The sequence below is a fragment of the Aeromicrobium camelliae genome, from assembly GCF_003850045.1.
In the GTDB taxonomy this organism is placed as follows: domain Bacteria; phylum Actinomycetota; class Actinomycetes; order Propionibacteriales; family Nocardioidaceae; genus Aeromicrobium; species Aeromicrobium camelliae.
The window spans coordinates 83,615-108,266 of the sequence record NZ_RQJX01000007.1 but is presented as its reverse complement, the minus strand read 5'-3'; the positions used below and the strand labels follow the sequence as shown (position 1 = coordinate 108,266).

The window sequence follows — 24,652 nt, the reverse complement described above, 5'->3', positions numbered from 1 at the left end:
CGAGCTTACAGGCAAACACTCGCAGTCCCTCATCGATCTGGGCTAATATCCACACAAAACCACGCCAGTCCTCACGATCGGTCAGGAGAACGCCAGGATGTATGCGGCCGAACGCCAGGCGCTGCTGATCGATCGTCTGCAGCGCGACGGGCGCGTGTCCGTCGTCGCCGTCGCCGACGAACTCGGCGTCTCCGGCGAGACGGTGCGGCGCGACCTCGCCGTGCTCGAACGCGACGGCATCGCCCAGCGGGTCCACGGCGGTGCGGTCCTGGCACGGTCCATCGCGGGTGAGACCGCTCTGGCACAGCGCACGAGCGAGCACCAGGCGCAGAAGGCGCAGATCGCCAAGGTCGCGTTGGAGCTCGTCCCCGCCAGCGGTGGCAGCGTGGCCTTCGACGCCGGCACCACCGTGGAACAGCTCGTCGACCTCCTGCCCACGGACCTGACCGTGACCGCGTTGACCCACGCTGTTCCCATCGCCGGCAAGCTCCTGGCCTCGCCGGCCATCGACCTGCACGTCGTCGGCGGGCGCGTCCGCGGCATCACGGGCGCGGCCGTCGGCCACCAGGCACTCGAGGCGTACCGGGATACGCGGGTCGACATCGCCTTCGTCGGCACGAACGGCATCTCGAAACACCACGGGTTCAGCACGCACGATTCGGAGGAGGCCGCCGTCAAGCGTGCGCTCGTCTCGTCGGCGCGCCGGGTCGTCGTGCTCAGCGACGCCTCGAAGTTGGGACGCGAACCGGTCTTCACGTTCGCGACGCTCCCGGAGGTCGACGTCCTGGTCACCGACTCGAGCGCCAGCGACGAGGACCTCGAGCCGGTCCGCGAAGCCGGGATCGAGGTGATCCTGGCGTGATCGTCACCCTGACCCCCAATCCGAGCATCGACCGCACGGTCCAGCTCTCCTCTCCGCTCGAGCGCGGCGGCGTCGTGCGGTCCGCGTCCTCGCACGACGACGCAGGCGGCAAGGGCATCAACGTGGCTCAAGTCGTGCGCAACTCCGGGGAGCAGGCGATCGCGGTACTGCCCGGCGACGATGACGACCCGCTCGTGCAGCGCCTGCGCAGCGCGGGTCTGCCGCACCTCGCGGTGCCGCTCGGAGCGCCGCTGCGGGTCAACCTCACGTTGGCCGAGGACGACGGCACCACGACCAAGATCAACGCGCCCGGCCCGACGCTCGGCGCCTCCGTGACGGACCGGCTCGAGAGTCTCCTCGCCGAGCAGAGCGTGACCGCCTCGTGGGCCGCGCTGTGCGGCTCGCTGCCGCCCGGAGTGCCGCACGACTGGTACGGCCGGATCGCCGGGCGGCTCAACGCCCCTGTCGCACTCGATACGTCCGGCGCCGCCCTGAGCGCTGCGGTGGAGCGCGCGCCCGAGCGCATCGCGCTGATCAAACCGAACTCGGACGAACTCGGGGAGCTGATGGGCATCGCGCCGAACGAGTTCGAGGGCGAGCCGAGGCTGGCGGGCGAGCGGGCCCGTCCGCTTCTCGAGCGTGGCATCGGGGCGATCCTGCTGACGCTCGGCGCACGGGGCGCGCTGCTCATCACCACCGAGGGCGTCTGGGAAGCGCAGGCGCCGCGCATCACCGCCCGCAGCACGGTGGGCGCCGGTGACTCCTCGCTCGCGGGATTCCTCGTCGGCTCGCTGCGCGGCGAGAAACCCGACCGTTGCCTGGCGCTGGCGGTGGCCTACGGCAGCGCAGCCGCGTCACTCCCCGGATCGCGAATGCCGACCCCCGCCGACCTTCCCGACCTTCCGCTCGTCCGTCGCGTCGCCTGACGCGCGCGGCGGGCGGATGCGCGGATTACCAGGTTACGTAGATTTCTTGTCACTCCTCCAGGAGAATTTCCCCGGAGAAGTGAGGGAAAACCTACGTAACCTGGTAATCCTCACCGCGTGCGGAAGGTGATGCCGGCGCGGTGGATGCGGTCGATGAGGGGGCGGCCCATCGCGATGGCCGTAGTGGTCTGGCCGGCGACCTCGGGAAGTTCGTCGAAGGCGAGGCACAGGGCGGACTCCGCCAGCATGATCGCCGTCGCGTCGTAGCCCGGGTCCGGGCCCGAGACCTCGGCGCGCACCTGCTGGCCACCGCCCTCACCGATCAGAGAGAGCCGGAACCACGAGCGTTCGCGCCGTTCCTCGCTCGGCCCATGCCCCGGGTCCTGCGCCTTGAGCAGGAGGGAGCGCGTCGGACCGAGCTGGGCCAACGCGACCGCACCACCGAGGCCGACGCCCGAGGCGGCCGCCATCCGCAGGCTGCGGAAGTGCGCGTAGTGCTCATAGGTGAAGTCGGGTCCGTAGCCGGGCAGTCCTCGAGCCGAACGCAGCACGATCTGAGGATCGATGGTCGGCAACGGGACGCCGTAGCCCCCGATCTCCTCGGGCGCGCGTCCCGGCTTGCCTCCGCCGCGGATGCGCCGCCGCTCGGGGCGTCCCTCGTGCCGCCGGCGCTCTGCGGCCGCCTTGCGCGCCAGCCCCAGCTGGGAGAACTGGGTGATGGCCGAATGGTAGGTGCCGCCGGAGAAGGAGGCGTTGGCGCGGATGTAACCCTTGACGGTGATCGACACGTCGTCAGGCAGCTGGTCGACGACGTACAACGTCCCGAGGTCGTACGGGATGGAATCGAATCCGCACGCGTGGACGAGCCGGGCGCCCGTGCTGACCGCGAGTTCGTGGTACTTCAGCCACATCGCATCGACGAACCCGGGCTCGCCGGTGAGATCGAGGTACGTGATGCCGGCTTCGGCCGCGGCTTTCACCGCCGGTTCGCCGTGCTGGAGATACGGGCCGACCGTGGAGATCAGGACGCGAGTGTTCTCGGCCATCTGGCGCATCGCGACCGAGTCGTCGCGGTTGGCCACTACGACCTGAGGAGCGACGCCGCCGGCTGCAACGAGGCGCTCGGCGAGGTCGCGCAGCTTGTCCGCGGAGCGCCCCGCGATCGCCCAGGAGGTCCCGGGTTCCAGATGCTGCGACAGATAACGGGCGGTGAGTTCGCCGGTGAATCCCGTCGCGCCGAAGAGCGTGATCTCGACCGTCATCCGGTCAGCCTAGCGTCCGCTTGGGGCGGACGCCGGGCGTCAGCTGGCCTTCTTGTTGACCTCGTCGTGCGTGAGGACGGTGGGCTCGGCGTCGCCGAGGACGGTCTCGGCGGTGACCAGCACCTTCGCGACGTCCTCGCGGGCGGGGATGTCGTACATGATCGGCTGCAGAACGGCCTCGATGATCGAGCGCAAGCCACGCGCGCCGGTGCCCCGCTCGAGGGCGAGGTCGGCCATCGCCTCGCACGCCTCGTCGGTGAACTCCAGCTCGACGTCGTCGATCTCGAACAGCCGCGCGTACTGCTTGGTGAGCGCGTTGCGCGGCTCGGTGAGGATCGAGACGAGCGCGGCCTTGTCCAGGGTGTCGACGGCGGCGATGACCGGCAGTCGGCCGATGAACTCGGGGATGAGTCCGAATTTGAGGAGATCCTCGGGCAGCACCGAGGAGTAGACCTTGTCCTTGGCGGGCACCTCGACGGCCTCCGTGGGAGCGGAGTTGAAGCCCAGGCTCGTCTTGCCGCTGCGCTGCTCGATGATCTCCTCGAGGCCGGCGAAGGCGCCACCGACGATGAACAGCACGTTCGTGGTGTCGATCTGGATGAACTCCTGGTGCGGGTGCTTGCGCCCGCCCTGTGGCGGCACCGAGGCGGTGGTGCCCTCGAGGATCTTCAGCAGCGCCTGCTGCACGCCCTCGCCGGAGACGTCACGGGTGATCGAGGGGTTCTCGCTCTTGCGGGAGATCTTGTCGATCTCGTCGATGTAGACGATGCCCGTCTCGGCCTTCTTGACGTCGTAGTCGGCGGCCTGGATGAGCTTGAGGAGGATGTTCTCGACGTCCTCGCCGACGTAGCCGGCCTCGGTCAGCGCCGTGGCGTCGGCGATCGCGAAGGGCACGTTGAGCATGCGGGCGAGGGTCTGGGCGAGGTAGGTCTTGCCGCAGCCCGTGGGGCCCACCATGAGGATGTTGGACTTGGCGAGCTCGACCTGCTCGTCCTTGTTGATGCGGCCCGAGGCCTGTGCCTGGACGCGCTTGTAGTGGTTGTAGACCGCGACGGCGAGCGACTTCTTGGCGCGGTCCTGCCCGATGACGTACCCGTTGAGGAACTCGAAGATCTCGTGCGGCTTGGGCAGCTCACCGAGGCTGACCTCCGCGTTCTCGGAGAGCTCCTCCTCGATGATCTCGTTGCACAGGTCGATGCACTCGTCGCAGATGTACACGCCGGGTCCGGCGATGAGCTTCTTGACCTGCTTCTGGCTCTTGCCACAGAACGAGCACTTCAGAAGGTCGGCGGTCTCGCCAATGCGTGCCATCAGGCGTTCCTTTCAAATCGGCCGCGAAGCCGCCCCCGGGCGACACCGTCGCGTCCGTCGTCGAGGGTCGTCGTGGACTGGTCCACGATAACCGTGAGGAGACGGTTCGCGAAGGTGTCGCCGGGGCGCGTCATGCTGTGTCCTACGGCCTGCCGGTCAGGGACCGGGGGTCTTGAGGGTGTCGAGCACCTGGTCGATGATCCCGTAATCCTTGGCCTCGGCCGCGGTCAGGATCTTGTCGCGCTCGACGTCCCGGCTGACTTCCTCAGGAGTCTTGCCGGAGGCCTCGGCGATCATGTTCTCCAGCAGCTGACGCATGCGGAGGATCTCGTTGGCCTGGATCTCCAGGTCGGAGATCTGACCGCCCGTGCCCTCGGTGTAGGGCTGGTGGATGAGCACGCGGCTGTTGGGAAGCGCGAAACGCTTACCCGGCGAGCCGGCGGCCAGGAGCACGGCAGCGGCCGACGCGGCCTGACCGAGGCAGAACGTCTGCACGTCGGGCTTGATGTAGCGCATCGTGTCGTAGATGGCCGTGAGCGCGGTGAACGAGCCGCCCGGGCTGTTGATGTAGATGCTGATGTCGCGGTCGGGGTCCATCGACTGCAGGCACAGCAGCTGCGCCGTGACGGCGTTGGCGACGTCGTCGCTGATCGGCGTGCCGAGGAAGACGATGCGCTCCTCGAACAGCTTCGCGTAGGGGTCGATGCGCCGGAAGCCGTACGAGGTGCGCTCTTCCCACTGCGGGATGTAGTAGCTCATCGGCGGACATCTCCTGCGGTCGAGACGACGTGGTCGATCAGGCCGTACTCCTTGGCCTGCTCGGGCGTGAACCAGCGGTCGCGGTCGGAGTCGAGCTCGATCTGCTCGATGCTCTGACCCGAGTGCTGGGCCTGCAGCTCGTTGAGCTGCTTCTTGAGCAGGATGGACTGCTCGGCCTGGATGCGGATGTCCGATGCCGAGCCGCCGATACCGCCGGACGGCTGGTGCATCATGATGCGCGTGTGCGGCAGGGCGAAACGCTTGCCCTTGGTGCCTGCGGCGAGCAGGAACTGGCCCATCGAGGCGGCCAGGCCCATGCCGACCGTGGCGACATCGTTGGAGATGTACTGCATGGTGTCGTACATCGCCATGCCGGCGTCCACCGAACCACCGGGGCTGTTGATGTAGAAGTAGATGTCGGCCTCGGGGTCCTCGGCGTTGAGCAGCAGCATCTGCGCGCAGATCGCGTTGGCGTTCTGATCGCGGACCTCCGAGCCGAGGAACACGATGCGTTCCTTCAGCAGGCGGTTGTAGATGTGCCCGTCGAGATCCGAAGGGCCGACCTCAGCGGACAGCTGGGGAGTCATCGGAGTGTTCACGTGACCGACACTAGACGGCCGCGAGGGCGAAGACACGCGCGCCGCCGGGCTGTTCGCTGACGGCAAAACAACCGTCGGTGCGAGAAGGTGGCAGGTCGGCCGCTTCGCGCGACCGGGAATTTGTAGGTATGTCTTGACATATGGCCTCGGGCCTGAACATGATGCAGATCACACGGCAGTGCGCCGTTCTGCAGGAGCAGGAGGACTCATGAAGATCGGCCTCATCGGCACGGGGCGCATCGGGGTCATGCACGCTCGCCACCTCGTCGGCCTTCCCCGCGTCGACGAACTGGTGGTGTTCGACGAGCGGCCGCAGCCGGCCGATGCTCTCGCCGCCGAGTTGCCGAAGGCGCGTGCGGCCTCGAACCTCGACGAGGTGTTCGACGCGGTCGACGGCGTGGTCATCGCCGCCTCGACCGGCGCTCACCCCGCGCTCGTCCGCGCCGCGCTGGCCGCCGACGTCCCCACCCTGTGCGAGAAGCCGATCGCCGCCGACATGGAGACCATGCAGCGTCTCGTGGACGACATCGAGGACGCCTCGGCTCCGGTCGTCGTGGGGTTCCAGCGCCGCTTCGACCCGGCCATCCGCCGGCTGAAGTCGCTGCTCGACGACGGGGCCGTCGGTTCGGTCCTCGTCGTGCGTGCCACCGGGTGCGACGCGACGCCGCCGGACCCGGCCTACATCGCCACTTCCGGCGGGATCTTCCGCGACATGCTGATCCACGACCTCGACGCCGTCCCCTGGCTCGTCGGCGACGAGGTCGTCGAGGTCTCCGCCCAGGGTTCGGTGCTCATCGACGAGTCGTTCGCGCGGGCTGACGACGTCGACGTCGCCACCGCCACACTGCGCTTCGCCGGCGGTGCCCTCGCCCAGCTGGTCGGGACCCGGTTCAACCCGATCGGCTACGACCACCGGGTCGAGGTGCTCGGCACCGGCGACTCGATCGCGGTGGGCCTCCACGACCCCGAGCACACCCCGCTCGCCCACGTCTCGGCGGAGGGCCGGACGGTGGCGCCGGACCCGTTCCCCGGGTTCCCCGAGCGCTTCCGCACGGCGTACCTCGCCGAGATGACGACCTTCACCGACATCATCGCGGGCGAGGCGGACAACCCCTCACCCGCTCGTGACAGCCTGGTCAGCCTCCGGCTCGCGGAGGCGTGCGAGGAGAGCCGCCGCGCCGGCGGCCGACCGATCCAGGTGACCGCTCCCGTTGCCCCCTGACCGCCGAGTGAGAAGACTTCGACCCATGACACAGACCGCCGCTCTCCCACCGACGCCGACGCCGAGCTCCTCGCAGCGCCACAACCAGCTCCTCAAGGCGACGCTGGCGCTGGTCCGGCTCGGCCCCCTGGTGATGCTCGGCGTCCTCGTGCTCATCATGGCCTCGGTCAGCCCGTTGTTCCTCACCGGACGCAACCTCGGCAACGTCGGCCTCGAGGCGTCCGTGGTGGCGATCCTGGCGCTCGGTCAGCTGCTCGTCATCATCACCGCCGGCATCGACCTCTCCCAGGGGTCGCTCATCGCACTGACCAGCGTCGTCGGTGCGCTGTGGATCCGCGATCTCGACATCGTCTCGGGATGGGCGGTCATCCCGACGATGATCCTCGCCGGCGGTCTCGCCGGGGCGATCAGCGGGACGCTCTTCGTCAAGGGCAAGATCCCGCATCCGTTCCTGCCGACGCTCGCGATGCTCATGGTCGCTCGCGGGCTCGCGCTCCTGTTCTCCGACGGCCAGCCGATCACCGGCATGCCGGACGCCATCCGCACACTCGGCTCGTCGCGCATCGGCGACGTCCCCGTGGCCGTGATCCTCGTCGCCGCGCTGGCCGTGCTCATCCACGTGCTGCTCACGCGCGTGACGTGGGGCCAGTGGATCTACGCGATCGGCGCCAACCGTGAAGGGGCCCGCCGCGTCGGCATCCCTGTCGACCGGGTCCTCATCTCGGTGTACGTGCTCAGCGGCATGGCCGCCGGCACCGCCGCGCTGGTCGTGTCCGGTCAGACCAACTCCGCCTATCCCACCGCCGGCAACCTCATGGAGCTGTCGGCGATCGCCGCGGTGATCATCGGCGGAGCGAGCTTCTTCGGCGGCCGGGGCACGGTCCTCGGCGCCATCGTCGGCGCCCTCATCCTGGGCGTCATCCAGAACGGCTTGAACCTGCTCAACGTGTCCGCCGCATGGCAGTACGTGGCGCTCGGCACGGTCGTCGTCATCGCCGTGGAGATGGACGTGCTCCGCGGGTATCTCGAGTCGCGTCTGCGCATCATCCGGACCGAAGAGAAGGAGGCCTGACATGACCGAGACCGCAGCGAACGACGTCACCACGCCGGCCCGCGATCACGGGCGGCAGGAGCCGCCCGTGCTGGAGGTCCGCGGCGCGGTCAAGCGCTTCGGCGCCGTCACTGCCCTCGGCGGGGTCGACCTCACCCTGCGCCGCCGCCAGGTCGTCGGCCTGCTCGGCGACAATGGCGCGGGCAAGTCCACGCTCATCAAGGCGATCACGGGCGTGCACGCGCTCGACGAGGGTCAGATCCTCCTCGACGGCGAGCCCGTCTCGATCCGGACACCGACCGAGGCCCGCCAGCACGGCATCGAGGCGGTCTACCAGGACCTCGCGCTGTTCGACAACCTCGGCATCGTCAGCAACCTCTACCTCGGCAACGAGCTCACCAAGCCCCGACGCTTCCGCGCCCTGGGCTGGCTCGATCGCAAGGCGATGGAGCGCGACGCCCGCGAACGGCTGGAGAAGCTGCAGGTCAACGTGCCGAGCTTCAACTCCCAGATCGGCCTCATGTCCGGCGGCCAGCGCCAGGCCGTCGCGGTCGCCCGCGCCGTGGCGTTCGCGAGCCGGGTGCTGATCCTCGACGAGCCCACCGCGGCGCTCGGCGTGCGCGAGACCCGCAACGTGCTCGACACGATCAGCCGGCTCCCCGAGGAGCACGACCTCTCGGTCATCCTCATCTCGCACAACATGGACCACGTCGTGCAGGTGTGCGACGAGGCCGTCGTCATGCGCCAAGGACGCGTCGTCGGCAGTGCGACGCCCTCCCCCGACACCTTGCAGGACATCGTCTCGATGATCGTCGGGGCCACCGGCCCCGGCTCCACTCCCCCCACCGGAAAGTGAAAGTAGGCATCATGCGACAGCTCAGATCCCGCGCCGCTCGTGTCGGCGCGCTCGCCGTGGCCGCGTCCCTCCTCCTCACCGCGTGCGGAGGCAACGGTGGTGGCGGCTCCGAGGGCGACGGTCCCCGCGTCGCCGTGGTCCTCAAGACCCTCACCTCCCCGTACTGGCTCCAGGTCAAGGGCGGCGCCGAGCAGGCCGGGAAGGACACCGGCGCCGACGTGACGCTCGCCGGTGCCACCCAGGAGACTGCGGTCCAGGAGCAGATCGACAAGGTGCGCGCCGCAATCACCCAGCAGGTCGACGCCCTCGTCGTCGCGCCGACTCAGGCCGAACAGCTTCAGCCGGTCCTCGAGGAGGCCAAGTCGGCCGACATCCCCGTGCTGCTCGTCGACACCAACATCGAGGGGTGGGACGGCGCCGAGACCTTCATCGGCACCGACAACCGCTCAGCGGGCGAGCAGGCCGGAGAGTTCATCACCGAGCAGACGAGCGAAGGCTCGGCGCTGCTGATCCGCGGCGTTCCGGGCAACCCCTCGACCGACGACCGGATCGACGGCGCCAAGGAGGTGCTCGAGGAGGCCGGGATCGACATCGCGGCCGAGCTGTCGGCCAACTCCGATCGCGCCGAGGGCCGCTCCGTGACGGCCGACGCGCTGCAGGCGAACCCCGATATCTCGATCATCTTCGCCGCCAACGACGACATGGCGCTCGGTGCGATCGAGGCGGTGAAGGCCGCCGGGCTCAACCCCGCCGACATGACGATCGTCGGCGTCGACGGCACGAGTGACGCGGTCGAGTCGATCCAGAACGGCGAACTCACCGCGTCGATCGCTCAGAACGCCTACGACATGGGTGTCACCTCGGTGGAGGAGGCGCTCAAGGTCATCGACGGCGAGACGATCGAGAAGCGCATCGACACCGGCGTCACGCTGGTGACGGCGGACAACGCCGAGGAGTACGCCCAGCAGCTCGCCGACCAGGAGGGCTGACCGTTCGCGACGGCCGGCGTGGCAGGTGTTGCCGCGCCGGCCGTCGCGTTCCCACCGAGGATGGACATCGTGGAACCACTGCGCATCGGCGTACTCGGCACCGCGCGCATCACCGATCTCGCGCTCGTGGCGCCGGCGAAGGAACTCGGCATCCGGCTGGTCGCGGTCGCGGCCCGGGACCGCGACCGCGCCACCGACTTCGCAGCGCGCCACGGCATCGAACGGGTCCTCGACCACTACGCGGCGCTCGTCAGCGACGCCGAGGTCGAGGTCGTCTACAACCCTCTGGTCAACGCCTGGCACGGTCCCTGGAACCGGGCGGCCCTCGAGGCCGGGAAGCACGTGCTGAGCGAGAAGCCGTCGGCGGCGAACGCCGACGAGGCCGCGTCCCTGCGTGAGGTCGCCGCCGGGTCGGGACGTCACCTCGTCGAGGCGTTCCACTACGCCTACCACCCGCTGATCGACCGTGTGCTGACGCTGATCGACGACGGAGCCGTCGGGACCGTGACGGGCGCTGACATCTTCCTGGTCATGCCGCCGCCGGAGCCATGGGACGCGCGATGGTCGTACGACCTCGCGGGCGGCGCGTTGATGGACCTGGGCTGCTACGCCCTCCACCTCGCGCGGCTCCTCACGCCGGCTGGCGCGGCTCTGACCGTGACAGAAGCGCGGGCGACCGAGGCCCCGCACGATCCGCGCGTCGACAGCCGAAGCGAGGCACTGCTGCGGTCCGCCACCGGCGCCGAGTTCCGGATCGTCGCCGACATGACGGCTGACCGCTATCACTTCGCCGCGCACATCCGCGGCAGCCGCGGACACATCGACCTGCCCGCGTTCATCTGGCCGCACGCGGATGACCGGCTCATCCTGCACGACGCCCGCACGGGACGGACGGTGACCGAACGGCTGGGGACCCGTTCCTCGTACACCTACCAGCTCGAGGCGCTGCGCCGGCTCGTGCGTGACGGGGTCCCGATGCTCTCCGACGCCGACGACGCGGTCACGACGATGCAGCTGATCGACGCGACGTACCGCCGGGCGGGGCTTCCCCCGCGGCCGACGGTCGCTGCGGTCAGCGATCCACGAGGGTGATCTCGAAGGCGTAGAGGTCGGAGCGGTAGACGTGATGCCCGTACTCGATGACGGCTCCGGCGTCGTTGAAGGCCGTCCGCTCCATCGTCAGCAGCGGAACGTCACCGGCCGCCAGCAGTTCACGCTCCTGCTCGTCGGCCGACTTGGCTCCGATGCGTTGCTCGGCGACGCGCAGGTGGATGCCGGCGCGCCGCAGGTGCTCGTACAGGCCCGACGTCTCGAGCTCGGCGTCGGCGAGGTCGACGAGGGCGACGGGCAGATGGTTGCGCAAGAGCGCGAGTGGCTCGTCGTTGACGAACCGCAGCCGGTGGAGCGTCCAGACCTCCTCGCCCGGCGTGAGCCGCAGGTGCGCGGCGAGAGCTTCGTCCGCGGACTCGCGCTGCAGCGCCAGGACCTCTGTGCGCTGCTGCTGCCCTGCCGCCGCGAGGTCGTCGTAGAGGCTCGTGAGTTCGACGTTGCGGCGGATCTTGCCGTGCACGACCTGGGTGCCGACACCGCGTTTGCGCACCAGCATGCCCTTGTCGACGAGGGTCTGGATGGCCTGACGCATGGTCGGACGGGACAGCCCGAGGGCATTGGCGAGCGCGATCTCATTGTCGATCTTGTCCCCCGGAGCGAGCACACCCTGACGGATCGCCAGTTCGAGCTGCTGGGCCACCTGGTGATACAGCGGCACCGGACTGGAGCGGTCGAGCGTGATCGAGAGGCTGTCCGACATGGCGTCAGCCTAACGGGCTTTGCCTCTACGTCAATATGTCCTGACAAAGCATTGACACCGCGCCGGGAGGCGTCCGACACTGGGACCGCATCGTGGTCCGCATCACACCTGGAGGACGCCGTGTCCCACCCGCCCGTCCGCATCGCCGCAGCGCCGATCTCCTGGGGAGTCAGCGAGGTTCCCGGCTGGGGCCATCAGCTCGCCCCCGAGCACGTCCTGGCGCAGATGCGTGACCTCGGTATCGAGGCCACCGAGTTCGGCCCGGACGGCTTCCTCCCCGACGATCCGGAGCAGAAGGCGGCGACCCTCGCCGCCTTCGGATTGCGCGCCGTGGGCGGGTTCCTGCCAGTCGTACTGCACGACCCGGCGGTCGATCCCCTGCCGATCGTCGACCGCTTCATCGACGCGCTCCTGGCGTCCGGCGCGGAGGTCGTCGTGGTCGCGGCGGCGAGCGGTGCCGACGGCTACGACGCGCGGCCCGACCTCGACGCCGGCCAGTGGCGCACACTGCTGGAGAACCTCGACCGCATCGCCGAACGCGCCGCCGAGCGGGGCGTCGTCGCAGCCATCCATCCCCATGTGGGCACGATGGTGCAGACGTCCGACGAGGTCGAGCGGGTGCTCACCGGCTCGCGGATCGGCTTGTGCGTCGACACCGGACATCTCATGGTCGGCGGCGCCGACCCGGTCGCGCTCGTCGAACGGCATCCGGAGCGGGTCACGCACGTCCATCTCAAGGACGTCGACGCGAAGCTCGCGCACGAGGTGCTGCTCGGCGAACTCCCGTTCGGTGACGCCGTCGCCGCCGGCCTCTTCCGCCCGCTCGGGGCGGGTGACGTCGAGATCGCCCGCATGATCCGTGCGCTGCGCGACCACGGTTACGCCGGCTGGTACGTCCTGGAGCAGGACATCAAGTTGTCGGGAGTCCCCGACGGCGAGGGGCCGCTGGGGGATGTGCGCGCGAGCCGCGACTACGTGCTGCAGGTGGCCTCGTGACCGGTTTCGACGTCATCACGATGGGGCGGTGCAGCGTCGACGTCTATCCGCTGCAGGTCGGCGTCGGGCTCGAGGACGTGGAGTCCTTCGGCAAGTACCTCGGCGGCTCGCCCACCAACGTCGCGGTGGCCGCCGCTCGCCACGGCAGACGCAGCGCCGTCGTCACTCGCACCGGTGACGATCCGTTCGGCCGCTTCGTCCGGCGCGCGATCGACGGCTTCGGCGTGGACCCGCGGTTCGTCAGCACGGTGCCCGATCTGCCCACGCCGGTGACGTTCTGCGAGATCTTCCCGCCCGACCATTTCCCGCTGTACTTCTACCGCCGCCCGTCCGCCCCGGATCTCCAGATCCAGGCGGACGAGCTCGACCTCGACGCCATCGTCGACGCGGAGATCTTCTGGGTCACGGTCACCGGGCTGTCACAGGAGCCGAGCGCCGACGCCACGCTGGCGGCCCTGCGAGCCCGCGGCAGACGCGGCATCACGGTCATCGACCTCGACTACCGTCCGATGTTCTGGGACTCTCCCGCGCAGGCGGCCAAGAAGATCGGCGAGGCCCTGCCGTACGCCACCGTCGCGGTAGGCAACCGGGAGGAATGCGAGGTGGCCGTGGGCGAGAGCGATCCGGCCGCTGCTGCCGAGGCGCTCCACCAGCGCGGCGTCGAGCTCGCGGTGGTCAAGCAGGGTCCTGACGGCGTGCTCGGTTCGCGCGCCGGCGAGCAGGCGGTGTCGCGTCCGATTCCCGTCGACGTCGTCAACGGACTCGGTGCCGGCGACGCCTTCGGCGGAGCGCTGTGCCACGGCCTGCTCGCCGACTGGCCGCTGCCCCGGGTGCTGGACTTCGCGAACGCCGCCGGTGCCTACGTGGCGACGCAACTGGCGTGCGCCGACGCGATGCCCGACACGTCCACGGTCGAGCGTCTGCTCGCCGACCACCGGGAGAGCACCTCATGATCGACATCGACGCCATCGTGCGCACGCGCGTCAAGGAACCCGAACTCATCACGCGGCTCGCTCAGGACCGCGTCCGCCCGGCCGGGCTGAGCGGGCACACCGGACGTCTGCTCATCGTCGCCGCAGACCATCCGGCCCGGGGGGCCCTCAAGGCCGGCACACAGGCCCTCGCGATGGCCGACCGTGCGGATCTGCTCGATCGACTCGTGCGGGCGCTTGCGCGGCCGGGCGTCGACGGCGTCCTCGCGACGGCCGACATCGTCGAGGACCTCCTGCTGCTCGGCGCGCTGGAGCACAAGGTCGTCATCGGCTCGATGAACCGTGGCGGGCTCGCCGGAACGGTCTTCGAGATCGACGACCGGTTCACCGGGTACCGCCCTGCGGCGATCGCCCAGCGCGGGTTCCAGGGCGGCAAGATGCTGCTGCGCATCGACCCGAACGATCCGCTCACCCCGCGCACGCTGGAGAGCGCCGCCCGCATGGTCGAGGAGCTGTCCGAGCGCGGTCTCATGGCGATGGTCGAGCCCTTCATCTCCCATCGCACCCCCGAGGGCCGGCTGGTCAACGAGCTGACGACCGAGGCTGCGATCCGATCGGCCACCGTCGCCGCCGGTTTGGCCTCCACCTCGGCGCACACCTGGCTCAAACTGCCGGTGGTCGAGGACATGAACGCCGTTCTCGCCGCGACGACGTTGCCGGTCATGCTGCTCGGGGGCGAGGTCGCCGCCAACCAGAGCGAGCAGTTCGCGGCATGGTCCGCCGCGCTCACGAACCCCACCGTCCGCGGCATGGCCATCGGCCGGTCCCTGTTGTACCCGCCCGACGACGAGGTCGAGCGGGCCGTCGACTCGATCGTGGAGATGATGTGACCGACACACAGCCCCTCGTGCGGGCCGGCAGCACGAGCCACGGCGCCGTCGAACTGTCCGTCACCCCGGAACTCGCCGGGTGGCAGCACAGCGGACTCGTCGTCGTGCGGCTCGGCGCCGGCGACACGTACGAGCATCACCTCGAGCACGACGAGGCGATGGTGGTCTCCCTCTCCGGCGCCGCCAGGGTGTCGGTCGACGAGGAGGACTTCGACCTCGTCGGGCGTCGCGACGTCTTCTCCGGACCGAGCGACGTGGTCTACGCCGGCCGCGGGTCGACGGTGAGCCTCGCGAGCGCCGAGGGCGGCCGGTTCGCCATCGCCACGGCCCGTTGCGAGCGCCGTCTGCCCGCCGCCTACCTGCCCGCCTCGCGGGTGCCCGTGGAACTGCGGGGCGCCGGGCAGGCGAGCCGCCAGGTCCACAACTTCGGGGTGCCGGGAGTTCTCGACGCCGACCGGATGATCGCCTGCGAAGTGATCACGCCCGGCGGGAACTGGTCCTCGTACCCGCCGCACAAGCACGACGAGGAGCGCGACGGCGCCGAGACGCAGCTCGAGGAGATCTACTACTTCGAGGTCGCCGACGGCCCGGCCGGACCGGGAATGGCGTACCAGCGGGTCTACGGCCACGAGCGCTCGACGACCGACGTGCTGGCCGAGGTCCGCACCGGCGACGTCGTCCTCATCCCCGACGGCTGGCACGGCCCCTCGATGGCGGTGCCGGGATACGACCTCTACTTCCTCAACGTCATGGCCGGGCCGGGGCAGGTGCGGGCCTGGCTGATCTGCGACGACCCGGCCCACGCCTGGGTGCGCGACACCTGGACGCACCAGCCGATCGATCCCCGTCTGCCCCTCCACGAACAGGAGCGCACGTCATGAGCACCGTCCGACTCACCGTCGCGCAAGCGGTCGTCCGGTTCCTCGAGGTCCAGTCGGTCGAGCGTGACGGCCGCACGCAGCGGTTCTTCGCCGGCTGCTGGGGCATCTTCGGCCATGGCAACGTCGCCGGAATCGGCGAGGCGCTGCTGGAGCGTGAAGTGGAGCGCAACGCCGGCAACGCGCCGCACGCTCTGCGGTACCACCAGGGGCGCAACGAGCAGGCCATGGTGCATGCGGCGGTCGCTTACGCCCGGCATCGCGACCGGCTCGCGGCCTTCGCCGTCACGGCGTCCGTCGGCCCCGGGTCGACGAACATGGTCACCGGCGCAGCCCTGGCGACCATCAACCGGCTGCCGGTCCTGCTGCTGCCCGGGGACACGTTCGCCACCAGGGTCGCGAACCCGGTGCTGCAGGAACTCGAGGACTCGCGGGCCGGCGACGTCTCGGTCAATGACGCCTTCCGTCCGGTGTCGAAGTACTTTGACCGCATCGACCGACCCGAGCAACTGCCCGCCGCCCTGCTCCATGCGATGCGTGTGCTGACCGATCCAGCCGAGACCGGCGCGGTCACCCTCGCCCTGCCGCAGGACGTTCAAGCCGAGGCGCACGACTGGCCGGCCGAGCTGTTCGCCGAACGTGTCTGGCACGTGGCCCGTCCCCTCCCGGAGCCGGTGCTCGTGGAACGGGCTGCCGCCGCCATCCGATCGGCGCAGCGCCCCCTGGTCGTCTCCGGTGGTGGCACGACCTATGCCGAGGCGAATGACGCGCTGCGGCGATTCGCGGAGGCCACGGGCATTCCCGTCGCCGAGACTCAGGCCGGCAAGGGGTCGCTCCCCTACGACCACCCGCAGTCCGTCGGCGCCATCGGCGCGACCGGCACCACCGCAGCCGACGCCCTGGCAGCCGACGCGGACCTGGTGATCGGTGTGGGCACCCGCTACAGCGACTTCACCACCGCGTCCCGCACGGTGTTCGCCCATCCCGACGTCCGCTTCGTCAACCTCAACGTCGCCTCCTTCGATGCGCACAAGCTCGCTGCGCTGCCGTTGGTGGCCGACGCCCGGCTCGGGCTCGACGCGCTCACCGAGGCCCTCGCCGGCTGGCGGACCGACCCGGCCCACACTCAGCGCGCAACGGATCTGGCGCGCCAGTGGGACCGGACGGTCGAGAGCGCGTACCGCAGCGAGCACGCACCGTTGCTCGCGCAGTCCCGCGTGCTGGGGACCGTGAACGAACTGTCCGAGCCGCGTGACGTGGTGGTGTGTGCGGCCGGCTCGATGCCCGGCGACCTTCACAAGCTGTGGCGGACCCGCGATCGCAAGGGGTACCACGTCGAATACGGGTTCTCCTGCATGGGCTACGAGATCCCCGGCGGGCTCGGTGTCGCGATGGCGGTCGACGACGAGGACGACGAGCGCGACGTGTTCGTGCTCGTCGGCGACGGCTCCTACCTGATGATGAACAGCGAGCTCGTCACCTGCGTGCAGGAGGGCCGCAAGATCATCGTGATCCTCGTGCAGAACCACGGCTTCGCCTCGATCGGGGCCCTGTCGGAGTCGCTCGGCTCCCAGCGCTTCGGTACGCGCTACCGGGAGCGCACCGGCTCCGGGCTCGACGGCGACCTCCTGCCCGTCGACCTCGCGGCCAACGCCGCCAGCCTCGGCGCGGACGTCATCCGCGCCGAGAACGCCGACGAGCTCCGTGACGCGGTGCTCGCCGCGAAGAAGGCGACGCGGACGACGGTCATCCACGTCGAGACCGACCCGCTCGTCCCCGCGCCGGACTCCCCCGCCTGGTGGGACGTCCCGGTCGCCGAGGTGTCCTCGCTCGCCTCCACGCGCGACGCCCGCGCCGTCTACGAGAAGCACAAGAGCGAGCAGCGACCCCATCTGACTCCGATGGAGAGGAACGACTGACATGCACACGTACGATCACTGGATCGGCGGCCGGCACCACGCCGGCACCAGCACCAGGACGCAGGACGTCTTCGACCCGGCACAGGGTGTCGCGACCCGGCAGGTGCGGCTGGCGGAGCCGTCCGACGTCGACGCCGCCGTGGCCGCCGCCCGCGAGGCGTTCGTCGCGTGGTCCGAGGCCTCCCTCACCACGCGATCGCGCGTGATGTTCGCGTTCCGCGAGCTCCTCGTCCGGCACGAGGACGACCTCGCGACGTTGATCAGCTCCGAACACGGCAAGACGCTGGACGACGCCCGCGGCGAGGTCGTCCGGGGGCGGGAGGTCGTCGAGTTCGCCTGCGGCATCCCGCACCTGCTCAAGGGCGAGTACAACGACCAGGTCTCCGGCGGGGTGGACTCCCATTCCTTCCGCCAGCCGCTCGGCGTGGTCGCGGGCATCACGCCGTTCAACTTCCCGATCATGGTGCCGCTGTGGATGCATCCGGTCGCGATCGCCTGCGGCAACACCTTCGTGCTCAAGCCCAGCGAGCGGGTCCCGGGCGCCTCCGACCTGGTCGCGCAGCTCTACCAGGAAGCCGGCCTCCCCGACGGGGTGTTCAACGTCGTCCACGGCGACAAGGTGGCGGTGGACGCCCTCCTCGACCACGAGGACGTGGACGCCGTCTCCTTCGTCGGCTCCACACCCATCGCGCGCTACGTCCACGACCGCGCGAGCCGCAGCGGCAAACGCGTGCAAGCGCTCGGCGGGGCCAAGAACCACGCGGTCGTCATGCCGGACGCCGACCTGGACTTCGCCGCCGACCATCTGGTCGCCTCCGGTTACGGATCGGCCGGCCAGCGTTGTATGGCGATCTCCGCGGTGGTCGCCGTGGGCCCCGCCGCGGACGCGCTGGTCGACAAACTGCGCGCCCGCACGCTCGACGTGCGCGTCGGTCCCGGGCTGGACCCGGACGCCGAGATGGGGCCGCTCGTCACCGCAGCCGCCCGGGACCGCGTCGTCTCGTACGTGGAGCAGGGCGAAGCCCAAGGGGCCAAGGTGGTCGTCGACGGGCGCGACCACACCGTCGCCGGCCACGAGAACGGGTTCTTCGTGGGCCCGACGCTCATCGACCACGTCACCACGGACATGTCGGTCTATACCGACGAGATCTTCGGCCCCGTGCTGTCGGTGCTGCGCGTCGACACCCTGGACGACGCACTCTCACTCATCAACGCCAACCCGTACGGCAACGGCACGGCCGTATTCACGTCCTCGGGCGAGGTGGCTCGGCGATTCCAGCGCGAGGTCCAGGTCGGCATGATCGGCATCAACGTCCCGATCCCCGTTCCGATGGCGTATCACTCGTTCGGGGGCTGGAAGGACTCGCTGTTCGGAGACCACCACGTCCACGGGTCCGAGGGCGTCCGCTTCTACACCCGTGCCAAGGTGGTCACCCAGCGCTGGCCGCACGTCTCCGAGGAGTCGCTGGCAGCCCTCAACTTCCCGACCGCGAGGTGAACACGATGACTCAGACGCTGCGCGTCGGCGTGATCGGCACGGGCGCGATGGGCGCCGACCATGTCCGCACCCTGCACCGTTGGGTGCCCGCTGCCCGCGTGGTCGCCGTCCAGGACCTCGATGTCGCCCGCGCCAAGCATCTGGCGACGGAGGTCGGGGCGGAGGTGGCTGCGTCCGCCGAGGACCTCATCGATCCCGCGACGGTGGACGCCGTCGTCATCGCCTCGCCCGACCCCACGCATGCCCCGCTGGCTCGCGCCGCCATCGCCGCCGGCCTGCCGGTGCTGTGCGAGAAGCCGCTCGGCACGGATCCGGACGAGTCCCGGTCCGTGGTCGACGCCGAGCTGGCGGCGGGCCGACGCCTGGTGACGGTCGGATTCATGCGGCGCTTCGACCCCGGTTACGTCTCCCTCAAAGAGGCGGTCGCCGCCGGCCGGGTAGGCAGTCCGCGTCTCGTGCACAACATCCACCGCAACCGCGTCGGTCATCCGAGCGCGACCACCGAGGGCATCGTGGTGAACTCGATGATCCACGAGCTCGACATCGTGCCGTGGCTGCTGGACTCCCCGATCGAGCAGATCGAGGTGACCTCACCGGTGGCGGACGGGTTCCGGGATCCCCAGCTCGCGGTGCTGAAGCTCGCGAACGGGACGCTGGCGACCGTCGAGGTGTTCATCGAGGCGGCGTACGGCTACGACGTGCGGTGCGAGGTCGTCGGAACGGGCGGCACGGCAGCGCTCGTGCCACCGGCGCTCGTCGCGCACGCGGCCGGAGGCGTGGCGGGAGCCGACGTACCACCGGACTTCCGTCCGCGCTTCGCCGACGCGTACCGGCTCGAACTCGCCGCATGGGCGGACTCGGTGCTCGACGGCGTGCCGGTCGGTCCCACCGCCTGGGAAGGACACCGTGCCACCGTGGTCGCCGCCGCCGGCGTCGCCTCGCTGCGTGAGGGCCGAGCGGTGCCGGTTCCGCAAGAGCCGTGCCCCGACCTCTACGTCTGAGGTGTCTCGGCCGCCTTGGCGAGAGCGTCGAGCGTCGCGGCCATGTCGGCCTTGAGCCGGCGGTCGTGCGCGGGCGCTCCGCCGAGACCGATCGCGGCCACCACGATGCTGAGCCAGCTGGACCGTTCGCCGCTGAGGTCGCGGCGCAACCGGACGGCCGTGCCGTCGCCGGCGGGCTCGAGGTCGTAGGTCCACCACGCTGCCGGGCCGAAGACGTAGAAGCACAGGCGACGGCGCGGGACGACTCGTGCGTAGCGGCTGAGCGTGGGCCAGACGAACCAGCCGCTGCGGTTGAGGTTGAGACTCCACGTGCCGCGCCGGATACGTCGCGGCAGGAACCACTGCCAGGCCGTCTCCCGGCTCCACTCGCGCATGCGATCCTGCTGGATCAGCAGCGCCCACACGCGCTCGGGCGGCGCGGCCACGTGCCGTTCGACCTCGAGCGGGGCGATGCGCGGACGTCTCATCGCGACTCCGCGGCGGCCTTGATCCGCTGCAGCGTCTGGTGGATGCCCCGCTGCAGCCCCTGCTCGAACTTCTCCGTCCCGCCCAGCACGTTCTCGGTGAGGAAGTTCGAGATCGCGCTGACTCCCCGCGGGGTGGTACGGCTCTCGGTCAGTCGGGTGCCGGTCGCTGTCGGCTCCAGTTCGAAGGTCCACGCGGTGCGGTTCTCGAGGATCTGGAACTGCAGCGTCTTCTCCGGCTCGAACGCCGTCACGACCGACCGCGTCGGCCAGACGAGCGCACCCTGCCGGTTGATGTTGACGGTGCGGGTCCCATGACGCACGGCGCCGCCGCGGATGATCATCTTGCGGCACTGCGGGCTCCACTCCCCCATGCGCTGGAGATCGCTGACCACGGCCCAGACCTCGGCCGGGCTCGCCGCGATGTCGATGCTTCCGCCGATGTAACTGTTGTTTGCCATGTGCGGAGACTACCGGGCGGTCAGCGCCCGGGGCTGGTCATCGCGGGCTGAGAGCCACGCGACCAGACGCCTGCCCACCAGGGGGTGATTCAACAGGGCGCGGTCGCCGAGCGCACCCTCGTCGGAGGCGACGAACCGGTACGCGACGTGCGGCAACGGTGCGACGGCGCGTCGGTCACGCCCCCAGCGGGCGGTGACGTCGCGGCCCTCCCAGCGCTCACCGTCCACGAGACCGACGCGCAGCGCGCTCGACCCCGGCGCCGGTTCCAGGCTGAGGCGCACCGGCCGGGAGCGCACCAGTGCGGAGACGAGCGCGGTGGACACCTCGGCGGCCTTCTCCCATGGAGCCCCGAGGTGCGGCGAACCGAGGCAGACGACGTCACGGACGAGCCCGGTCCAGTCCTCGTGGGCCGCCGCAGCGTGACTGAGGGACGTACGAGCCACCACCGCACCCATCCCGTGGCCGACGAACGTCAGGCGGGTGACGCGGACGGGCCAGTGCTCGACGAGTTCGCCGACGAGATGCGCGAGCAGCCGGCCGTTCTCGGTGGCCGGCAAACCCGTGTTGTAGCGCACCGTGACGGGGGTGCCGTCGATCTCGTCGCCGATCAGCTCGAGGTAGGTCCGGCGGCTCTCGGCGTCGAGTTGCCAGCTCTCATCGTCCTGGCACAGCCCGTGCACGAGGACCACGACGTGCCCGGTCGCGTCCAGGTAGGCCTCATGCAGTGCCCATCGAGCTGCCGGGACCTCGCGACCGCCGACGCGCACGGACATCGTGAGGGCATGCGGATCGTCGAGTGATCGCAACTGCTCTCCCATGAGCCCGTTGACCACCGCCCGCAGCCGCCGTCCTGCCGGGTTGGCGTCGAGCGGCCGCCCGATGCCGCGGCGCGACAGCCCGCGCGCACCGGCGCTGCCGAGCCGCAGCGCAGCCGAGGCCCCGCCGTACGCGGCACGGGCGAGTCCGTCGTGCACCCGCTCGGGGGTGCGCCCGCCGATCTCGCGCACGGGCGCGAAGAGACGGCCGGCGAGGTTCAGGTGAGCGTCGCGCACCGTGCCCAGAACCCAACGATCGCCGCACTCGAGAGCGAGTGCGGCGACGTCGGTGGTACGAGCCGTGGTGCTGGGCATACCTTCATGGTGCCGTGCCGAGGCGACGGCAGCGCGGCAACGTCAGTTGCCGGCCTCCTCCTCGGCGTCCGCGTCGGCGACGGAGCCGTCGGCGCGCAGGCTGGCCAGATCGAGCACATTGCCGGACTTGTCCTTGACCGTCGCGCCCTCGACGAGCGAGGCGAGCGCCTTGCCGCGCATGACCTCACCGACCATCTCGGGCACGTGGTTGTGCTCCATGATGTGCTGGATGAACTGGTTCGGGTCCTGGCCCGACTCCTGGGCGCGGCGCATGATGTGCTCGCTGAGTTCCTGGTCGTCGATGCCGAACTCGTTGTTCTCGACGACCTGGTCGAGCACGAACTGAGCGGCGATCGAGTCGCGCACGCCGCGCTCGAGCTCGGCTTCGAACTCGTCGGCGGTCTGACCCTGGTCCTCGAGGTAGCCCTCGAAGGTCAGGCCGGCGAACTGCAGCTGCTGCTGGACCTGGTCGCGGCGGGCGTTGAGCTCGGTCTCCACGAGGGTCTCGGGCAGCGGGACCTCGGCCTTGTCGAGGATCTGCTCGAGCACGAGGTCGCGGGCCTCGGCGGCCTGCTCCATGCGCTTACCGCGGGTCAGCCGCTCACGCAGGTCCTCGCGGAGCTCCTCGACGGTGTCGAACTCCGAGGCCATCTGGACGAACTCCTCGTCGACCTCGGGCAGGTGCTGCTCCTTGACCTCGGTGAGGGTCACGGTGACGTCGACGTCCTGGCCGGCGAGGTCGCCGCCGACGAGCTTGGTCTCGAAGGTCTTGCTCTCACCCTTGGCGAGGCCGATGAGCGCCTCGTCGAGGCCCTCGATCATCGTGGCCTTGCCGACGACGTACGGGAGACCGGAGGCCTGCGCCTCCTCGATCGGCGTGCCGTCCTTCTGCGCGGCGGACAGGTCGATCGTGACCGAGTCGCCCTCGGCGGCGGCGCGGTCGACGTCCGTGAAGGTGGCGAAGCGCTCGCGCAGCGCCTCGAGCTGCTCGTCGATGTCGGCGTCGGTGACCTCGGCGTCCTCGACCTCCACCTCGATGCCCGACAGCTCGGGCAGTTCGATCGTGGGGCGGACGTCCAGCTCGGCGGTGATCTCGATGTCGTCACCGTCGTTGAACTTGGTGAGGTCGATGTCGGGCTGGCCGAGCGGCTGGAGGCTCTCCTGCTGCAGAGCGGCGTTGTACCAGCCCGGGAGCGCAGCGTTGAGCGCCTCGTCGAGCACGGCGGCACGGCCGATGCGCTGGTCGACGATCGCCGCCGGCACCTTGCCCTTGCGGAACCCAGGAACCGTGATCTGCGAGCCGATGGACTTGTACGCCTTGTCGAGGTCGGGCTTGAACTCCTCGAACGGCACCTCGATGGTGAGCTTGACCCGGGTGGGGCTCAGCGTTTCGGTGCTGCTCTTCACGTTGTTGACTCCTGGGTTGGTCGGAAAGCACTGGGGCACGACGAGTCGCGGCTCGCCCGGGCCACACTTCAGTGTACGGGGCGGGACGGATGGCCGTTCCAGGGCCTGCGCGGCCGTTTCCAGCCGGCGTAGTCAGCTGCTGCGGTCGACGGGGACGAGGGTGACGTCCCGCAGCTCGGAGCCGTCGAGGACGGCCGTCATCATCGTGCAGACGGGCTGGCGGCGGCGGTCGGTCGGCGAGCCGGGATTGAGCAGCCGCATTCCGCCGGGCGTGACGGTGTCCCAGGGGATGTGGCTGTGACCGAAGACGAGCAGGTCCAACCGATCACCGGCGTACGCCTCATCCATGCGCCGCTCACGACCTTGGGCCGCACCCGTCTCGTGCACCACTCCGCAGCGCAGGCCCTCGATCTGCTCGACGGCGACCTCGGGAAGCCGGGCCCGAAGCTCCGGCCCGTCGTTGTTGCCGTAGACACCGATCAGGCGGGCGGCCCGCTGTTCCAGCGCGTCGAGGGTGGCGACATCGACCCAGTCCCCCGCGTGCACCACCACGTCCGCGGCGTCGACGGCGCGCCACACGTCTGCGGGAATGCGCTTGGCTCGCGCGGGGACATGGGTGTCGGCGAGGAGGAGCAGTCGCGTCGGCACCGCTCCATCGTGCCAAGCCCCGCGCCGATGCGCGCGCGGACCGTCGGTCGGGATGACAGGATTTGAACCTGCGACCCTCCGCTCCCAAAGCGGATGCGCTACCAAGCTGCGCTACATCCCGGTGCCGGGTGACTCCGACCCGATGATCCTAGCGTCCGTGCCGGACTTCGAGCCGCCTGGCACGATCGGAGCGTGAGTTCCGCATTCGATGTCGTCGCCGACGCCCTCGCCGAGCGCGAGCCCGCATGCGGCCGCGTGCGGGTGGTCGCGGTCGACGGACGGAGCGGGGCGGGCAAGTCGTCGTTCGCCGAGCAGTTGGCCGAACGCGTCTCGGCGGCGGTGTTCAGCCTCGAGGACGTGTACCCGGGCTGGCACGGTCTGGAGGCGACGGTTCCGATCGTGCGCGACGTCCTCGCGGCCCTCGCCGTGGACGAGTTCGGACGCGCGCGGCGGTGGGACTGGGAGCGGGACCGGCCCGGCGACGAGATCCTCGTGCCGCCGGTGCCGACGCTGATCGTCGAGGGTGTCGGGGCCGGTGCGATGGCACTGCGACCTTTTCTCAGCCTGCTCGTGTGGCTGGAGGCGCCAGAACCCGTCCGCAAGGAGCGCGCGCTCGCTCGCGACGGCGAGACGTTCGCGCCGTGGTGGGACGTCTGGGCCGCGCAGGAACGTGCGCACTTCGCGCGCGAGATGACCGCCGGCGCCGCCGATCTCGTCATCCGCACGGGGTAGTGCTTGCACGCCGCGCGGCACCGTATGGCACGATAGAGCCGCTGCCGA

The 24,652-nt window shown here is 70.1% G+C and carries 26 protein-coding genes and 1 tRNA gene; 15 read left to right on the top strand and 12 right to left on the bottom strand.

From position 1 onward, the window contains the following. Positions 1–97: 97 nt before the first annotated feature. Complete coding sequence (locus tag EHW97_RS07170; RefSeq protein ID WP_124236479.1) at positions 98–862, top strand: DeoR/GlpR family DNA-binding transcription regulator; 765 nt, start codon at positions 98–100, stop codon at positions 860–862. Then, positions 859–1,788, top strand: a complete 930-nt coding sequence (locus tag EHW97_RS07165) for a 1-phosphofructokinase family hexose kinase (protein WP_124236478.1) — start codon at positions 859–861, stop codon at positions 1,786–1,788. Before EHW97_RS07170 ends, EHW97_RS07165 begins: the two co-directional genes overlap by 4 nt. Positions 1,789–1,898: 110 nt before the next feature. On the opposite strand, the gene EHW97_RS07160 is transcribed toward EHW97_RS07165, so the two are convergent. The 5 genes from EHW97_RS07160 to EHW97_RS07145 are packed head-to-tail and all read right to left on the bottom strand — an operon-like array spanning position 1,899 to position 5,707. Next, positions 1,899–3,050, bottom strand: coding sequence for a saccharopine dehydrogenase family protein (locus EHW97_RS07160; protein WP_124236477.1), 1,152 nt, complete (start codon positions 3,048–3,050; stop codon positions 1,899–1,901). A 39-nt stretch (positions 3,051–3,089) separates the two neighbouring features. After that, on the bottom strand, positions 3,090–4,361 hold the full coding sequence (gene clpX, locus EHW97_RS07155) for an ATP-dependent Clp protease ATP-binding subunit ClpX (protein WP_124236476.1): 1,272 nt from the start codon (positions 4,359–4,361) through the stop codon (positions 3,090–3,092). Then, complete coding sequence (locus EHW97_RS15860) at positions 4,361–4,495, bottom strand: hypothetical protein (protein ID WP_279432306.1); 135 nt, start codon at positions 4,493–4,495, stop codon at positions 4,361–4,363. The genes clpX and EHW97_RS15860 overlap by 1 nt, the downstream gene beginning before the upstream one ends. Before the next feature lie 22 nt (positions 4,496–4,517). Continuing rightward, positions 4,518–5,120 (bottom strand): ATP-dependent Clp protease proteolytic subunit, encoded by a 603-nt coding sequence (locus EHW97_RS07150; RefSeq protein ID WP_124236475.1) that lies wholly within the window; start codon positions 5,118–5,120, stop codon positions 4,518–4,520. Beyond that, on the bottom strand, positions 5,117–5,707 hold the full coding sequence (locus tag EHW97_RS07145) for an ATP-dependent Clp protease proteolytic subunit (protein WP_124236505.1): 591 nt from the start codon (positions 5,705–5,707) through the stop codon (positions 5,117–5,119). The genes EHW97_RS07150 and EHW97_RS07145 overlap by 4 nt, the downstream gene beginning before the upstream one ends. 220 nt (positions 5,708–5,927) lie before the next feature. Between EHW97_RS07145 and EHW97_RS07140 the strand changes: the two genes are divergently transcribed. From EHW97_RS07140 to EHW97_RS07120, 5 genes are all read left to right on the top strand, one after another. Beyond that, entirely contained in the window at positions 5,928–6,941 is a 1,014-nt protein-coding gene (locus EHW97_RS07140; RefSeq protein ID WP_124236474.1) for a Gfo/Idh/MocA family protein, read from the top strand. A gap of 25 nt (positions 6,942–6,966) precedes the next feature. After that, the gene (locus EHW97_RS07135; protein ID WP_124236473.1) at positions 6,967–8,013 is read left to right on the top strand and encodes an ABC transporter permease; all 1,047 of its coding nucleotides are present in this window, start codon (positions 6,967–6,969) and stop codon (positions 8,011–8,013) included. Between the two features lies 1 nt (position 8,014). Then, a complete protein-coding gene (locus EHW97_RS07130; protein ID WP_124236472.1) occupies positions 8,015–8,848 on the top strand; it encodes an ATP-binding cassette domain-containing protein in 834 nt (277 codons plus the stop codon). 11 nt (positions 8,849–8,859) lie between these two features. Next, on the top strand, positions 8,860–9,837 hold the full coding sequence (locus tag EHW97_RS07125) for a sugar ABC transporter substrate-binding protein (protein WP_124236471.1): 978 nt from the start codon (positions 8,860–8,862) through the stop codon (positions 9,835–9,837). Between the two features lie 69 nt (positions 9,838–9,906). After that, a complete protein-coding gene (locus tag EHW97_RS07120; RefSeq protein WP_208001931.1) occupies positions 9,907–10,929 on the top strand; it encodes a Gfo/Idh/MocA family protein in 1,023 nt (340 codons plus the stop codon). Here the strand turns inward: EHW97_RS07120 and EHW97_RS07115 are convergent. Beyond that, positions 10,910–11,647: a GntR family transcriptional regulator gene (locus EHW97_RS07115; protein ID WP_124236469.1), complete on the bottom strand. Its 738-nt coding sequence runs from the start codon at positions 11,645–11,647 to the stop codon at positions 10,910–10,912. The two genes, EHW97_RS07120 and EHW97_RS07115, sit on opposite strands and share 20 nt — an antisense overlap. A 120-nt stretch (positions 11,648–11,767) precedes the next feature. Between EHW97_RS07115 and EHW97_RS07110 the strand changes: the two genes are divergently transcribed. From EHW97_RS07110 to EHW97_RS07080, 7 genes are read left to right on the top strand one after another with little or no spacing between them, the layout of a single operon-like run. Beyond that, entirely contained in the window at positions 11,768–12,643 is an 876-nt protein-coding gene (locus EHW97_RS07110; RefSeq protein WP_124236468.1) for a TIM barrel protein, read from the top strand. Positions 12,644–12,663: 20 nt separating this feature from the next. Next, positions 12,664–13,596, top strand: a complete 933-nt coding sequence (gene iolC, locus EHW97_RS07105; RefSeq protein WP_124236504.1) for a 5-dehydro-2-deoxygluconokinase — start codon at positions 12,664–12,666, stop codon at positions 13,594–13,596. A gap of 14 nt (positions 13,597–13,610) precedes the next feature. Beyond that, positions 13,611–14,465, top strand: coding sequence for a Cgl0159 family (beta/alpha)8-fold protein (locus tag EHW97_RS07100; RefSeq protein ID WP_465252548.1), 855 nt, complete (start codon positions 13,611–13,613; stop codon positions 14,463–14,465). Next, positions 14,462–15,346 carry a 5-deoxy-glucuronate isomerase gene (iolB, locus tag EHW97_RS07095; RefSeq protein WP_243696333.1) on the top strand — a complete coding sequence of 295 codons (885 nt, stop codon included), beginning with the start codon at positions 14,462–14,464 and terminating at the stop codon, positions 15,344–15,346. Before EHW97_RS07100 ends, iolB begins: the two co-directional genes overlap by 4 nt. Beyond that, complete coding sequence (iolD, locus tag EHW97_RS07090; RefSeq protein WP_124236465.1) at positions 15,343–17,262, top strand: 3D-(3,5/4)-trihydroxycyclohexane-1,2-dione acylhydrolase (decyclizing); 1,920 nt, start codon at positions 15,343–15,345, stop codon at positions 17,260–17,262. The genes iolB and iolD overlap by 4 nt, the downstream gene beginning before the upstream one ends. A 1-nt stretch (position 17,263) precedes the next feature. Next, on the top strand, positions 17,264–18,760 hold the full coding sequence (locus tag EHW97_RS07085; protein WP_124236464.1) for a CoA-acylating methylmalonate-semialdehyde dehydrogenase: 1,497 nt from the start codon (positions 17,264–17,266) through the stop codon (positions 18,758–18,760). 5 nt (positions 18,761–18,765) lie between these two features. Further along, complete coding sequence (locus tag EHW97_RS07080; RefSeq protein WP_124236463.1) at positions 18,766–19,761, top strand: Gfo/Idh/MocA family oxidoreductase; 996 nt, start codon at positions 18,766–18,768, stop codon at positions 19,759–19,761. Here the strand turns inward: EHW97_RS07080 and EHW97_RS07075 are convergent. The 6 genes from EHW97_RS07075 to EHW97_RS07050 all read right to left on the bottom strand — a co-directional run bounded on the left by EHW97_RS07075 (position 19,752) and on the right by EHW97_RS07050 (position 23,993). Next, positions 19,752–20,228, bottom strand: a complete 477-nt coding sequence (locus EHW97_RS07075; protein ID WP_124236462.1) for an SRPBCC family protein — start codon at positions 20,226–20,228, stop codon at positions 19,752–19,754. The two genes, EHW97_RS07080 and EHW97_RS07075, sit on opposite strands and share 10 nt — an antisense overlap. Then, complete coding sequence (locus EHW97_RS07070; RefSeq protein ID WP_124236461.1) at positions 20,225–20,686, bottom strand: SRPBCC family protein; 462 nt, start codon at positions 20,684–20,686, stop codon at positions 20,225–20,227. The genes EHW97_RS07075 and EHW97_RS07070 overlap by 4 nt, the downstream gene beginning before the upstream one ends. A gap of 9 nt (positions 20,687–20,695) precedes the next feature. After that, complete coding sequence (locus EHW97_RS07065; protein WP_124236460.1) at positions 20,696–21,817, bottom strand: esterase/lipase family protein; 1,122 nt, start codon at positions 21,815–21,817, stop codon at positions 20,696–20,698. A 42-nt stretch (positions 21,818–21,859) separates the two neighbouring features. Continuing rightward, a complete protein-coding gene (tig, locus tag EHW97_RS07060; RefSeq protein ID WP_124236459.1) occupies positions 21,860–23,224 on the bottom strand; it encodes a trigger factor in 1,365 nt (454 codons plus the stop codon). A gap of 132 nt (positions 23,225–23,356) precedes the next feature. Next, positions 23,357–23,872, bottom strand: a complete 516-nt coding sequence (locus EHW97_RS07055; RefSeq protein WP_166367424.1) for a metallophosphoesterase family protein — start codon at positions 23,870–23,872, stop codon at positions 23,357–23,359. Positions 23,873–23,919: 47 nt separating this feature from the next. Then, positions 23,920–23,993 (bottom strand) — tRNA-Pro (locus EHW97_RS07050). A 71-nt stretch (positions 23,994–24,064) separates the two neighbouring features. Between EHW97_RS07050 and EHW97_RS07045 the strand changes: the two genes are divergently transcribed. Further along, positions 24,065–24,604, top strand: coding sequence for a nucleoside/nucleotide kinase family protein (locus tag EHW97_RS07045; protein WP_124236457.1), 540 nt, complete (start codon positions 24,065–24,067; stop codon positions 24,602–24,604). Positions 24,605–24,652: the final 48 nt, after the last annotated feature.

What these genes read in the sequence shown, in the direction of transcription:
- EHW97_RS07170 (WP_124236479.1), top strand. Translation starts at nt 98, where the DNA reads ATGTATGCGGCCGAACGCCAGGCGCTGCTGATCGATCGTCTGCAGCGC.
- EHW97_RS07160 (WP_124236477.1), bottom strand. Translation starts at nt 3,050, where the DNA reads ATGACGGTCGAGATCACGCTCTTCGGCGCGACGGGATTCACCGGCGAA.
- clpX (WP_124236476.1), bottom strand. Translation starts at nt 4,361, where the DNA reads ATGGCACGCATTGGCGAGACCGCCGACCTTCTGAAGTGCTCGTTCTGT.
- EHW97_RS15860 (WP_279432306.1), bottom strand. Translation starts at nt 4,495, where the DNA reads ATGACGCGCCCCGGCGACACCTTCGCGAACCGTCTCCTCACGGTTATC.
- EHW97_RS07150 (WP_124236475.1), bottom strand. Translation starts at nt 5,120, where the DNA reads ATGAGCTACTACATCCCGCAGTGGGAAGAGCGCACCTCGTACGGCTTC.
- EHW97_RS07145 (WP_124236505.1), bottom strand. Translation starts at nt 5,707, where the DNA reads ATGACTCCCCAGCTGTCCGCTGAGGTCGGCCCTTCGGATCTCGACGGG.
- EHW97_RS07140 (WP_124236474.1), top strand. Translation starts at nt 5,928, where the DNA reads ATGAAGATCGGCCTCATCGGCACGGGGCGCATCGGGGTCATGCACGCT.
- EHW97_RS07135 (WP_124236473.1), top strand. Translation starts at nt 6,967, where the DNA reads ATGACACAGACCGCCGCTCTCCCACCGACGCCGACGCCGAGCTCCTCG.
- EHW97_RS07130 (WP_124236472.1), top strand. Translation starts at nt 8,015, where the DNA reads ATGACCGAGACCGCAGCGAACGACGTCACCACGCCGGCCCGCGATCAC.
- EHW97_RS07125 (WP_124236471.1), top strand. Translation starts at nt 8,860, where the DNA reads ATGCGACAGCTCAGATCCCGCGCCGCTCGTGTCGGCGCGCTCGCCGTG.
- EHW97_RS07115 (WP_124236469.1), bottom strand. Translation starts at nt 11,647, where the DNA reads ATGTCGGACAGCCTCTCGATCACGCTCGACCGCTCCAGTCCGGTGCCG.
- iolC (WP_124236504.1), top strand. Translation starts at nt 12,664, where the DNA reads ATGGGGCGGTGCAGCGTCGACGTCTATCCGCTGCAGGTCGGCGTCGGG.
- iolD (WP_124236465.1), top strand. Translation starts at nt 15,343, where the DNA reads ATGAGCACCGTCCGACTCACCGTCGCGCAAGCGGTCGTCCGGTTCCTC.
- EHW97_RS07085 (WP_124236464.1), top strand. Translation starts at nt 17,264, where the DNA reads ATGCACACGTACGATCACTGGATCGGCGGCCGGCACCACGCCGGCACC.
- EHW97_RS07080 (WP_124236463.1), top strand. Translation starts at nt 18,766, where the DNA reads ATGACTCAGACGCTGCGCGTCGGCGTGATCGGCACGGGCGCGATGGGC.
- EHW97_RS07075 (WP_124236462.1), bottom strand. Translation starts at nt 20,228, where the DNA reads ATGAGACGTCCGCGCATCGCCCCGCTCGAGGTCGAACGGCACGTGGCC.
- EHW97_RS07070 (WP_124236461.1), bottom strand. Translation starts at nt 20,686, where the DNA reads ATGGCAAACAACAGTTACATCGGCGGAAGCATCGACATCGCGGCGAGC.
- EHW97_RS07065 (WP_124236460.1), bottom strand. Translation starts at nt 21,817, where the DNA reads ATGCCCAGCACCACGGCTCGTACCACCGACGTCGCCGCACTCGCTCTC.